The 12213-nt window shown below is 70.9% G+C and carries 8 protein-coding genes and 1 riboswitch; of the genes, 6 read left to right on the forward strand and 2 right to left on the reverse strand.

The features are described from left to right. Positions 1 to 67: 67 nt before the first annotated feature. The 3 genes from ACGFQ9_RS04335 to ACGFQ9_RS04345 all read left to right on the forward strand — a co-directional run bounded on the left by ACGFQ9_RS04335 (position 68) and on the right by ACGFQ9_RS04345 (position 4485). Positions 68 to 1480, forward strand: coding sequence for an amino acid permease (locus ACGFQ9_RS04335; protein WP_393571054.1), 1413 nt, complete (start codon positions 68 to 70; stop codon positions 1478 to 1480). Positions 1481 to 1591: 111 nt separating this feature from the next. Continuing rightward, the gene (locus ACGFQ9_RS04340) at positions 1592 to 2653 is read left to right on the forward strand and encodes an ATP-binding protein (RefSeq protein ID WP_393571056.1); all 1062 of its coding nucleotides are present in this window, start codon (positions 1592 to 1594) and stop codon (positions 2651 to 2653) included. Further along, positions 2650 to 4485 (forward strand): hypothetical protein, encoded by a 1836-nt coding sequence (locus ACGFQ9_RS04345; protein WP_393571058.1) that lies wholly within the window; start codon positions 2650 to 2652, stop codon positions 4483 to 4485. The genes ACGFQ9_RS04340 and ACGFQ9_RS04345 overlap by 4 nt, the downstream gene beginning before the upstream one ends. Here ACGFQ9_RS04345 and ACGFQ9_RS04350 read toward each other — a convergent pair. Then, on the reverse strand, positions 4482 to 6071 hold the full coding sequence (locus ACGFQ9_RS04350; RefSeq protein WP_393571060.1) for an RNA polymerase sigma factor: 1590 nt from the start codon (positions 6069 to 6071) through the stop codon (positions 4482 to 4484). The two genes, ACGFQ9_RS04345 and ACGFQ9_RS04350, sit on opposite strands and share 4 nt — an antisense overlap. 367 nt (positions 6072 to 6438) lie before the next feature. Next, a riboswitch (ZMP/ZTP riboswitch) is annotated at positions 6439 to 6532 on the forward strand. A 57-nt stretch (positions 6533 to 6589) separates the two neighbouring features. Between ACGFQ9_RS04350 and ACGFQ9_RS04355 the strand changes: the two genes are divergently transcribed. Together ACGFQ9_RS04355 and ACGFQ9_RS04360 are read left to right on the forward strand one after the other, a co-directional pair. Continuing rightward, on the forward strand, positions 6590 to 7450 hold the full coding sequence (locus tag ACGFQ9_RS04355; protein WP_393571062.1) for a bifunctional 5,10-methylenetetrahydrofolate dehydrogenase/5,10-methenyltetrahydrofolate cyclohydrolase: 861 nt from the start codon (positions 6590 to 6592) through the stop codon (positions 7448 to 7450). A gap of 88 nt (positions 7451 to 7538) precedes the next feature. Further along, the gene (locus ACGFQ9_RS04360; RefSeq protein WP_393571064.1) at positions 7539 to 8297 is read left to right on the forward strand and encodes a 4'-phosphopantetheinyl transferase family protein; all 759 of its coding nucleotides are present in this window, start codon (positions 7539 to 7541) and stop codon (positions 8295 to 8297) included. Here the strand turns inward: ACGFQ9_RS04360 and sbnA are convergent. After that, positions 8240 to 9223: a 2,3-diaminopropionate biosynthesis protein SbnA gene (gene sbnA / locus ACGFQ9_RS04365; protein WP_393571840.1), complete on the reverse strand. Its 984-nt coding sequence runs from the start codon at positions 9221 to 9223 to the stop codon at positions 8240 to 8242. The two genes, ACGFQ9_RS04360 and sbnA, sit on opposite strands and share 58 nt — an antisense overlap. A 432-nt stretch (positions 9224 to 9655) precedes the next feature. Here sbnA and ACGFQ9_RS04370 point away from each other — a divergent pair, with 432 nt between their 5' ends. Then, positions 9656 to 12199, forward strand: coding sequence for a Pls/PosA family non-ribosomal peptide synthetase (locus ACGFQ9_RS04370; protein WP_393571066.1), 2544 nt, complete (start codon positions 9656 to 9658; stop codon positions 12197 to 12199). Positions 12200 to 12213 lie beyond the last annotated feature (14 nt).

The raw sequence follows: 12213 nt of genomic DNA on the forward strand, positions 1-12213 counted from the left end.
AGTCCCCGCAGTGCCGCACGATGTGGCGACCGTCCACGATGTGAAACACCCGTAAGGCGCACCACCAGTGAGCACCACCGTCCGCGAGGCCGCGCAGACCACCGTCCGGCAGGCCGACCAGACCCCCGTACCGCCGCCCGGCGCCGGCCCGCAGGGCTCCACCGGCCCGCACGCCCGCCGCTTCGGCCTCCCGATCGCCACCTGCCTGGTCATGGGCAACATCATCGGCGGCGGCATCTTCATGCTGCCGGCCTCCGTCGCCCCCTTCGGAACGATCAGCCTGGTCGCCTTCGGAGTGCTCTCCGCCGGTGCGATCGCCCTCGCGCTGGTCTTCGGCCGGCTCGCCGAGCGCCACCCGCGCACCGGCGGCCCGTACGTGTACGCCCGCGAGGCCTTCGGTGACTTCGCCGGCTTCCTCGCGGCCTGGAGCTACTGGATCACCGCCTGGGTGTCGAACGCGGCCCTGGCCGTCGCGGCCGTCGGCTACCTCTCGGTGCTCTTCCCGGCCGTCGGCGAGCACAAGCTCGCGATGTGCCTGTCCGCGCTGGCCGTGCAGTGGCTGCCGGCCGCCGCGAACCTGGCCGGCACCCGGTACGTCGGCGCCGTCCAGGTGGTGGCCACCGTCCTGAAGTTCGCCCCGCTCCTGCTGGTGGCCGTGGGCGGCCTCTTCTTCTTCGACCCGGGCAACCTGGGCCCCTTCCTCGCCGACGGCCACACCGCGACCGGCGCGATCTCCGCCTCGGCGGCGATCCTGCTCTTCAGCTACCTGGGCGTGGAGTCCGCGGCGGTCAGCGCCGGCGAGGTCAGGGACCCGCGCCGCAACGTCGGCCGGGCCACCGTCCTCGGCACGGCCGGCGCCGCGCTCGTCTACCTGCTCGGCACCGTCTCGGTCTTCGGCCTGGTCCCGCACGACAGGCTGACCGGCTCGACGGCACCCTTCACGGACGCCGTGAACGCCATGTTCGGCGGCACCTGGGGCGGCACCCTGGTGGCGGGCGCGGCCGTGGTCTCGATGGTCGGCGCGCTCAACGGCTGGACCCTGCTCAGCGCGCAGACCCCGTACGCGGCGGCCCGCGACGGCCTCTTCCCGAAGGTCTTCGAGACCCGGCGGCGGGGCGTCCCGGTCGCGGGCGTGATCGCCACGGTGCTGCTCGCCTCGGCCCTCACCGTCTACAACTTCACGGCGGGCTCGCAGCGCGTCTTCGAGGTCCTGGTCCTGGTCACCACCTTCACGGCCACCGTCCCCTACCTGCTGTCCGCCGCCGCACAGATCCACTTCCTCGCCGCCGGGCAGACCGACCGCGTGGACCGGGGCCGCCTGGTCCGGGACGGCGTGCTCGCGGTACTGGCCCTCGGGTTCTCGATGTGGCTGGTGGCCGGCTCCGGCTACGTGGCCGTCTACCAGGGCGTCCTCTTCCTCTTCGCGGGCGTGCCGGTGTACGCGGTGCTGGCGGCCCGCCGGAAGCGCACCGCCGCCTGACCCGGAAAACCGGGTGCCGGGCAGGGCCGGCGTGGGGTCTGATGGGCGTACCCGGCCGCCGAACGCGCGACCGGGCGCCCTGCGATCGCCTACCCCGAGGACCCCGCCCACGTGCACGCCGCCGTCACGGTCACCCCCGCCCAGATCCCCGAACTCCTCCTCGGCCTCGCCACCGTCCGGCCCGTGTTCCTCTGGGGCGCGCCGGGCATCGGAAAGTCCTCCCTGGTCCGGAAGTTCGCCGAGTCCCTCGGCCTGGAGTGCGTGAGCCTGCTCGGCACCCAGCTCGCTCCCGAGGACCTGATGGGCGTGCCCCAGATCCGGGACGGCCGTTCCGTGTTCTGCCCGCCGGAGGCCATCGCCCGCGACGAGCCGTACTGCCTGTTCCTCGACGAGCTCAACGCCGCGACCCCGGACGTCCAGAAGGCCTTCTACTCCCTCATCCTGGACCGCCGTATCGGCGCCTACGAACTCCCCGCCGGCTCCATCGTCATCGGCGCGGGCAACCGGGCCACCGACAACGCGCTCGCCCGGCCCATCGCCTCCGCCCTGGTCAACCGCCTCACCCACGTCCACCTGCGGGCCTCCGCCGCGGACTGGCTGACCTGGGCGGGCGAGTCGGGCATCCACCCGTGGGTGACGGACTACCTCACCGACCGTCCCGACCACCTGTGGTCGCAGCCGCCCAAGACCGAGGAGCCGTTCTCCACCCCGCGCTCCTGGCACATGCTCTCCGACGCCCTGCACTCGTTCGGACCGGGACTCGACGAGCCGACCCTGAAGGTCCTCGCGCACGGCACGCTCACACCCGCCCACGCCGTCTCCTTCTGCGGCTACGCCAAGATCGTCCGGCACAGCTTCGGCATCGAGGCGATCATCAAGGGCGACGCCTCCTGGCCCACCCGCCCGGCGGACCGCGATCTGCTCTACTACCTGGCGGAGGCCTTCCGGGGGCGGCTGATCAAGGAGCTCCCCGACCGCAAGGAGCACGTCTCGCCCGCCATGCGGCAGACCGCCTACCGCGCCAAGTCGCTGCTGGTCCAGCTCGCCGAGATCTCCGTCGAGGTCGCCCAGACCGTCATCGCCGACGACGCCGACGGACAGCCGGTGCTGCCCGCCTGGTTCCTGGTGGAGGCCGCCCGCGACATGCCGCGCCTGGTCGAGGCCCGCCGGTGACGCAGCACAACGGGAAGGCCGGCCATGGCGCCAAGGGCGGAAAGCGTGGCCAGGGCGGCAAGCACAAGAAGCCCGACCCGGCCGCGGAGGCGTACGAGGCCGGGCGCGCCAAGGTGCGCCGGAACCCGGCCTTCGCCGCCCTGGAGTCCGAGTTCTGCCGCAGCCACGACTGCCGCCTGTGCCCCCGCAGCGGCCTCGTCGTGATCGATTCCAACGGGGTCCTGCACGCCCACCCCACCCGCCAGGCCGAGCCCGCCGAGTGGGCCTGGGCCATCGCCCACGGCCTGCTCCACCTCGGCTTCGGCCACGTCCCCGCCGCCACCGCGGACCGCCGGGAGCAGCCTGACGAGCACGATCTCGCCGCCCGCTGCGTCGTCGTCAACCGCTTCCTGCAGACCGTCCCGTTCGGCCACACCCCCGAGCACCTGCCCGCCGTCTACCCCGGTGGCGACGAGGAGCAACTGGCCGCCCGCTGGCGCCGGGACGGCCTGCCCGCCGCCTACCGGGACTGCGGTACGGCCGGGACCGGCCCCGACCAGTTCCTGCGCCCCTGGCGGCACTGGAACGACCCGGCCCCCGACTGGCAGACCGCCTTCGCCGCCGCCCTCACCCGCAGCGTCTCCGCCGCCATGGACACCGCCGGCGGCCGGGAACCGGGCACCCGGCGCCACCCCTGGGACCTGGCGCTGAACTGGTTCGTCTCTGCCTACCCGCTGCTCGGCGGCCTCGCGGCCGGCCTGACCGTCGTCGCCGACGCCGAGCTGGCCCGCGCCCGGGGCATCTCCATCGCCGCCGTCTCCGCCCGGGCCGGTGAGATCTACGTCAACCCGCTGCGCACCTTCACCGACGAGCAGTGGCGCTTCATCCTGGCCCACGAGATGCTGCACGCCGCCCTGCGCCACGGCGAGCGCCGTGGTCCCCGCGACCCGTTCCTGCACAACGTGGCAGCCGACTACGTGGTCAACGGCTGGCTGGTGGAGATGGCCGTCGGCGAGATGCCCGAAGGGCCGCTGCACGACCCGGAGCTGCGCGGGCTCTCGGTGGAGGAGGTCTACGACCGGATCGCCGTCGACCTGCGCCGGATGCGCCGGCTGGCGACGCTCTGCGGCAAGGGCGTCGGCGACATCCTCGGCGAGCCGCTGCCGCACGGCGCGGCCCGCCCGTACACCGACCTCGACGAGTTCTACCGCCGCGGCCTGGTCCAGGGCCTGGACCTGCACCGGGCCGGGGACCGCGGACTGCTGCCCGCCGGGCTGATCGAGGAGATCCGGGCCCTGTCCCATCCGCCGGTGCCCTGGGACGCGAAGCTGGCGCGCTGGTTCGACGAGTACGTGTCCCGGCCCGAGCCGGTACGGACGTACGGGCGCCCGGCGCGCCGGCAGGCCGCCACCCCGGACATCCCCCGCGCCGGCCGGTACTTCCCGCCGGAAGAGGTGGCCCGCTGCACCTTCGGCGTGGTGCTCGACACCTCCGGTTCGATGGACCGGGCCCTGCTCGGCAAGGCGCTGGGTGCCATCGCCTCGTATGCGGAAGCCCGCGACGTACCGGCCGCCCGCGTCGTGTTCTGCGACGCGGCGCCGTACGACGCGGGCTATCTGCCCCCGACCGGGATCGCCGGCCGGGTGAAGGTCCGGGGCCGTGGGGGCACCGAGCTCCAGCCGGGCATCGACCTGCTCCAGCGGGCGGAGGACTTCCCGCCCGGAGCGCCGGTCCTGGTGATCACGGACGGGTGGTGCGACACCCTGCGGATCAGGCGCGAGCACGCCTTCCTGATCCCGCAGGGTGCCTCCCTGCCGTTCACGCCCCGGGGCCCGGTGTTCCGCCTGGCCTAGTCGAGGTAGTCGCGCAGCACCTGCGAACGGGACGGGTGGCGCAGCTTCGACATGGTCTTGGACTCGATCTGGCGGATCCGCTCACGGGTGACCCCGTAGACCCGGCCGATCTCGTCCAGCGTCTTCGGCTGGCCGTCGTTGAGGCCGTAGCGCATCGAGACCACGCCCGCCTCGCGCTCCGAGAGCGTGCCCAGGATGGACTGGAGCTGCTCCTGGAGGAAGGTGAAGGACACCGCGTCGGCCGGCACGACCGCCTCGGAGTCCTCGATGAGGTCACCGAACTCGCTGTCGCCCTCCTCACCCAGCGGGGTGTGCAGGGAGATCGGCTCGCGGCCGTACTTCTGGACCTCGATGACCTTCTCGGGGGTCATGTCGAGCTCCTTGCCCAGCTCCTCCGGAGTGGGCTCACGGCCGAGGTCCTGCAGCATCTGCCGCTGCACACGGGCGAGCTTGTTGATGATCTCGACCATGTGGACGGGGATGCGGATGGTGCGGGACTGGTCGGCCATGGCGCGGGTGATCGCCTGCCGGATCCACCAGGTGGCGTAGGTCGAGAACTTGAAGCCCTTGGTGTAGTCGAACTTCTCCACCGCGCGGATCAGACCGACGTTGCCCTCCTGGATCAGGTCCAGGAAGAGCATGCCGCGGCCGGTGTAGCGCTTGGCCAGCGAGACCACGAGACGGAGGTTGGCCTCCAGCAGGTGGTTCTTGGCCCGGCGGCCGTCCTCGACCAGGATCTCCAGCTCGCGCCGGTAGGCCGGCTTGAGGTCTTCCTCCTCCTCGAGCTTGTACTCGGAGAAGAGGCCGGCCTCGATCCGCTTGGCGAGCTCGACCTCCTGCTCGGCGTTGAGCAGGGGCACCTTGCCGATCAGCTTCAGGTAGTCCTTGACCGGGTCGGCGGTGGCGCCGGCCACCATGACCGTCTGCGCCGGGGCGTCGTCGTCGTCCTCGTCGGACAGCACGAAGCCCTGGCCGGGCTTGGCCGGCTCCTCCTCGTTGTCGTCTTCGAGGTTCTCGAACAGCTCGTCGTTCTCGACGTCCACGGCCTCGTCGCCGTCGGCGTCCTTGGCGGTCTTCTTCGCCGCCGTCTTCTTGGCGGTGGTCTTCTTCGCGGTCGTGGTCTTCTTCGTCGCGCGCTTCTTCGGTTCGGCGGCGACGGCGGCGGTGGCAGCGGCCTCCTCGGTGACGGCCTCGGCGGTCGCCGCGGTCGGCTGAGCCGATATCGCCGCAGCGGGAGCCGGAGCCGCGACCGCCGTCTTGCGCGCGCCGATCGGGCGCGGCGGGGCGGCGGTCTTCTTCACCGTGGTGCGGGCCGGAGCCGCCGCGGCCTTGCGGGGCTTCTTCGCGGCCGTCTTGGCGGCGGGCGCGGCGCTGACGTGCAGGGCCACGCCCTCCTCGTCCAGGACCTGGTTCAGGCTGCGCAGGACCCGCTTCCACTGGTCCACCGGGATGCGGCCGGCCTCGAAGGCCAGGCGCACGTCATCACCGTTGATGTGACCCTGCTCGCGGCCACGCTCGACGAGCGCGACCAGGGCCTCGGATTCGGCGATCTCCGGAGGGAACGTACGGGACGGGCTGAGCGACACAAGGAGCCTCTCGTTGCGAGCAGATAAAGGACGGGCGGGACATCATCGCGCGGACTTCCGGAAACATCCCACCGGGGGTCGGTATTCCGGCGCCGCGCGAGGACACCTGTCGGTTCATCGGCCGCCCGAGTCGATTCGTTACGCGCGGAATTGAGTGACCTGCGCCACGCTGTGTGCGCCACGGCGTGTGTGCGGGGGCGCGTGGGGCTCGAAACCCGGGCGTGGCGGGGCCCTGGGCGCCCCAGGCGGGGGATCGATCGGGCTTGCGGGCCCCGATGGGAAGTGCGCGGTGTGCGCCGCTTGTCGGGCCGGTCGCGGTCCGGTCGCGGTCCGGTCGTGGACCGGACCGACGGCTCGACTACAGTGGGCGCCGGGCCGTGACTGGCGTTCGGGTGGATCACCACCGGGGAGCGGCCCGGCGTACGACCGTACGCCGATTGCCGCGCGCCTGGGCGAAACCGCGAACCGCGTACCGCGAATCCGTACCGCGAATCCGCAGCGACGTTCAGGAGACCCCTATGACGACTGCCACCGCCCGCCTGATGGACGGCACCGCCCTCGCCCGCCGGATCAGCGAGCAGACCGCCGCCCGTGCCGCCGCGGTCACCGAGCGCACCGGGAAGGCCCCCTGTCTGGCCACCGTGCTGGTCGGCGAGGACCCGGCGTCCGTGACCTACGTCCGCATGAAGCAGAACCGTTGCGCCAAGGCCGGCATCACCTCCCGGCACGTGGCGCTCCCCGCGGAGACGACCACCGAGGAACTGGTGGCGGTGATCACCGGCCTCTCCGAGGACCCGGAGATCAGCGGCATCCTGCTCCAGCACCCCGTGCCGCACCACATCGACGAGCGCGCCGCCTTCGAGGCCATCGCCCCCGGCAAGGACGTGGACGGGGTCACCATGCACTCCTTCGCCGCCATGGGCTTCGGGCTGCCGGGATTCGTCTCCTGCACCCCCGGCGGCATCATGCGGCTGCTGGAGGAGTACGAGGTCGACCTGACCGGCAAGCACGCGGTGGTCGTGGGCCGCAGCGCGATCCTGGGCAAGCCGGCGGGCATGCTGCTGCTGGAGCGCAACGCCACCGTCACCTACTGTCACTCCCGCACGCAGGACCTCTCCTCGATCGTCCGCCAGGCGGACGTCCTGGTCGCGGCCGTCGGCAAGGCCGAGTTCATCCGGGGCGAGGACATCAAGCCCGGCGCGGTCGTCCTGGACGCCGGCTACAACGAGGGCAACGTCGGCGACGTCCACTTCCCCTCGGCCGCCGAACGCGCCTCCCTGATCACCCCGGTCCCGGGCGGGGTCGGCCCGATGACGATCGCGGTGCTGCTGGAGCAGACGGTGGCGGCGGCGGAGACCCAGGCGGGCCTGGCGCACTGAGCGGGGCGGGGCGGGGGGTGCCGCTCGGCCGGCCGCCCATTCGGCCAGCCGCCCATTCGGACGGACGCCCGGTTCGTACCCTTTGTGAATGATGGCGGATGCGGGTGCGGTGCGGAGGCCGGTCGAGCTGAGGGACGGCGGGTGGGAGCAGCCGCCGGCGTCGGCGGGGGAACCAGGGCTGTGGCTGGTGCGGGCGGAGGCGTTCAGCCCGGTGGTGGCCCGTCTGGCCGATTCGGTGCTGGACGGGGCCGAGAAGAGGCGGGCCGCGGCCTTGCGGGTGGCCGGGGACAGGGGCACGTACCTGGCGGGGCATGTGGGGCTGCGTTTGCTGCTGGGCGCGTACCTGGGTGTTCCGCCTGTCGATGTCCCGCTTCGGCGGTCACCGTGTCCGTTGTGCGGGCAGCCGCATGGGCGTCCTGCGGTGCCCGGCAATCCGGTGCATTTCTCGCTGTCCCGCAGCGGCGGGCTGTGCCTGCTCGCGTTCGCGCGGGTGCCGGTGGGCGTGGACATCGAGGCGGTGCCGGCTCTTGATGTGGCGGAGGAGGTCGGGGCATGCCTCCATCCGCGGGAGGTGGCGGAGTTGAGCGGGCTTCGCGAGGTGGGCAAGCCCGCGGTTTTTGCCCGGGTCTGGGCGCGTAAGGAGGCCTATCTCAAAGGGCTGGGGACGGGGCTGGGGCGCTCGATGTCACTGGACTACCTGGGTACGGCGCCGGATGGGGTGGCGAAGGTACCGGGCTGGACGATCGGGGACGTGCCCGTGGATGACGGCTATGCCGCCGCGGTCGCCGTTCAGGACGCCGGGCCGGTGGCGGGGACCGTCTCGGGCCGGAGTGCGTCCTCGCCGTAGAGGTCTTGCACCCAGTTGGACTGGTAGACGGTTTCGAGGTACCGCTCGCCGAGGTCGGGGGCGATGGCGACCGCGGTCACCTGTTGCTCCTGCTGATCCAGCCACTGGGTGGCGCCCCTGACCGCGGTGCCGGTGGAGCCGCCGAAGACGAAGCCGTGCCGGGCCAGTTGGCGGCAGGTCCGAATGGTCTCGGGTTCGCTGACGTGTACCACCTCGTCGACGTAGGAGGTGTCGAGGAGCGGGGGGCGGATGCCGGCGCCGAGGCCGGGGATCATGCGGCGGCCGGGTGTGTGCCCGAAGGTGGCGGAGCCTTCGGTGTCGATCGCGACGATGCGTACCGGGCGGTGCCAGGTGCGGAAGTAGCGGGCGCACCCCATGAGGGTCCCGGTGGTGCCGGCCCCGATGAAGAGGACGTCGAGGTCGGGGAAGGCTCGGGCGATGGCCGGTGCGGTGGAGCGGTAGTGGGCAATGTGGTTGTTGGGGTTGGTGTACTGGTTGAGCCAGACGTAGCGGTCGTCGGAGGCGCACAGGGCGCGGACATGGTCGATGCGGGCGCCGAGCAGGCCTCCGGTGGGGGAGGGCTCCGTGATGATGTGGACCTGGGCGCCGAGGGCCTCCATGAGCAGGCGGGTCGGCAGGTTGCAGCGGGAGTCGGTCACGCACACGAACCGGTAGCCCTTGCCGGCCGCGATCATGCTCAGGGCCACGCCGAGGTTGCCGGAGGAGGACTCGACCAGGATCGAACCGGGGGTGAGCAGTCCGTCGCGTTCGGCCGCCTCGACCATTGCCGTTGCGGCTTTGAGTTTGACGGACCCGGCGAAATTGAATCCCTCGCATTTGAGGAACAGCCGGTGTCCGGTGATCGCCTCCAGGTCGACGTACAGGTCGTCCTGATTGAATTCCTGGGGGGTGGATATGACCTTCACGGCCACCTCCTTGTATGCGCTCACGGCGGCGTTTGCTGCCGTTGCCCTGTGCGGGAGCGACTTGGGGTAGCCGTCGCCTGTCGCGACGGCTTGGCGCCCCTCCAGTACGCGGGATGACCATGGCTCTGTCATGACACTGGATGTCGGGGCTTGACGACGGTCGCGGTCGCGGATATCCGAGCGGTCGTGGTTGCCCGAGGGCCCAGTCCCTGACGCAAGGTGACTGATTTCTTACCCTTCGAAGTGTGCCGGTGGGTCGCGCGCCGTTTATCCCTGCGGGTTTGTGGTGTCAAGTCACGACATTCAGTGGCGTGCCTGGCTTGCGTCGGCCGGGCCTACTGGAGGGGCGGCAACACGAGTCCGCCTTCACCCCATATCCGACGACCGGACCGCAGCGCTTCTGCTGCGCGGGAGCGGCAGAAAGGGACTGACATGGCAGGGAATTCCACCGACACCTGGACGGGCAGTCCGTCCGGTCTCTCGACGCTCTCCGGCAATAGGTCCGAGGACGGCCCGACGGTTGAGACCGCACGGATCCTGGCCGATGTGCTGGCCGATGTCGTGGGTGTGGAGCACGTGTCGGGCGACAGCGATTTCTTTGATGACCTGGGCGCTGATTCCATGGTCATGGCTCGGTTCTGCGCCCGGGTGAGGAAGCGGGCGGACTTGCCGCCCGTATCGATGAAGGACGTCTATCGGCATCCCACGGTCAATGGCCTGGCCTCCGCGCTCACCGGGGCCGCACCCGCGGCCGCCCCGGCGTCGCGGCCGGCGTCTGCTCCGCCGCGCACGACGGCGGCGCGAGCGGGCACGGGACGGTACCTGCTGTGCGGAATGCTGCAGTTCCTGCTGTTCCTCGGCTATTCCTGGCTCGCTGCCCTGGCCGTGGTCCGGGGTTTCGAGTGGGTCGCCGGCGGCGCGGGTGCGCTCGATGTCTACCTGCGCTCCGTGCTGGTGGGCGGCGTCGGCTTCGTCGTCATGTGCACGGTGCCGATCGTGGCGAAGTGGACCCTGATCGGGCGTTTCACGCCCCGGGAGTTCCCCGTCTGGAGCCTTGGCTACGTGCGCTGGTGGCTGGTCAAGACCCTGATCCGCACGAGCCCCGTCCGTCTGTTCACCGGGTCGCCGTTGTACGTGGCGTACCTCAGGGCGCTGGGCGCGAACATCGGGCGTGATGTCGCGATCTTCTCCACGCACATCCCTGTCTGCACCGATCTGCTCACGATCGGTGACGGAACGGTGATCCGGAAGGATGTGCTCCTTTCCTGCTACCGGGCGCACGCCGGCCTCATCCAGACGGGTCCCGTCACCCTCGGCAGGGACGTCCTCGTCGGCGAGCAGACCGTCCTCGACATCAACACCTCGATGGGCGGCCAGGCCCAGCTCGGGCACGCCTCCAGCCTGCACGCCGGTCAGACCGTGCCCGCCGGTGAGCGCTGGCACGGGTCGCCGGCCGAACCCGCCGGCACGGACTTCCGCAGGGTCGGTCCCGCCGAGTGCTCCACCGCCAGGAAGGTCCGCTACACCATCGGCCAGCTACTCGTTCTGCTGCTGGTGTCCCTGCCGCTGGCCACCGGCGGCGTCACCGTGCTGCTGGCCGGACTGCCGCAGCTGGACACACTTCCCGGGGCGGGCGCACCGGCCTTCACCAGTGGGGCGTTCTATCTGGACGCACTGGTCGCGTCCTTCGTGCTGTTCTTCGGTGCCGCTCTCGCCGGGCTGGTCATCGTGGGCGTGGTACCCCGCCTGCTCCGTCGGGCGGTCAAGACGAACACGGTCTATCCGCTCTACGGCTTCCACTACGGAGTGCAGCGGGCCATCGCCCTCCTGACCAACAGGAAGTTCTTCACCGCGCTGTTCGGGGACAGCTCCGCGATCGTCCACTACCTGCGCTGTCTGGGCTACGACCTGTCCGGTGTCACTCAGACCGGTTCGAACTTCGGTACCGAAGTGAAGCACGACAGCCCGTTCCTGAACTCGGTGGGCGACAAGACGATGGTCGCCGACGGCCTGTCGCTCATCAATGCCGAATTCTCCAACACCTCGTTCAGGATGTCCCGGGTCTCGATCGGAGCCCACAGCTTCCTCGGCAACCGCATCGCCTATCCCTCGCAGGCCAGGACGGGTGACAACTGTCTGCTGGCGACGAAGGTGATGGTCCCGGTCGACGGAGAGTTGCGGGAGAACGTGGGGCTGCTGGGTTCGCCTCCCTTCGCCATTCCGCGCACGGTGATGCGGGACACCCGGTTCCAGGACCTGGAGAGCGGCAGCGAGCTGCGCCGGCGCCTGGCCGCCAAGAACCGGCACAACGCCGTCACGGCGGGGCTGTACCTGATGGCGCGGTGGATCCACATCTTCGGCATGACCCTTCTCGCCCTGGGTGCCAAGGCCCTCCACCCCTCGCTGGGCGCCTCGGCGTTCGCGCTGGCCAGTGTCCTCGGACTGCTGTTCACCGTCGTCTACTTCGCGCTGATCGAACGGGCCGCCACGGGATTCAGGGACCAGAAGCCCCTGTACTGCTCGATCTACGAGCCTTCGTTCTGGCGGCACGAGCGTTTCTGGAAGATGGCGTCGGTCGACTACGCGCAGATCTTCGACGGGACCCCGTTCAAGAACGTCGTCTGGCGGATGCTGGGCGCGCGGATCGGCAAGCGGGTCTTCGACGACGGCAGCTTCTTCCCCGAGCGGACCCTCGTCACCGTCGGGGACGACAGCACGCTGAACGCGGGCACGGTGGTCCAGTGCCACTCGCAGGAGGACGGCGCGTTCAAGTCCGACCGCACCACCATCGGTGACGGCTGCACCCTCGGAGTCGGTGCGTTCGTCCACTACGGCGTGACGCTGGCGGACGGCGTCGAGCTCGCCTGCGACTCCTTCCTGATGAAGGGCGAGCAGGTCCCGTCGCGGTCCGGATGGGGAGGAAACCCGGCCAGGCCGATGCACGACGACACCCCCCATCCGCTCGGCGGAGTCTGACGCCCATACACATC

Source organism: Streptomyces sp. NPDC048603 (assembly GCF_043199475.1).
Classification (GTDB): domain Bacteria; phylum Actinomycetota; class Actinomycetes; order Streptomycetales; family Streptomycetaceae; genus Streptomyces.

Coding starts and splice junctions, on each gene's coding strand:
- ACGFQ9_RS04355 (WP_393571062.1), top strand. CDS start 6,590: ATGACGACTGCCACCGCCCGCCTGATGGACGGCACCGCCCTCGCCCGC.
- ACGFQ9_RS04360 (WP_393571064.1), top strand. CDS start 7,539: ATGATGGCGGATGCGGGTGCGGTGCGGAGGCCGGTCGAGCTGAGGGAC.
- ACGFQ9_RS04370 (WP_393571066.1), top strand. CDS start 9,656: ATGGCAGGGAATTCCACCGACACCTGGACGGGCAGTCCGTCCGGTCTC.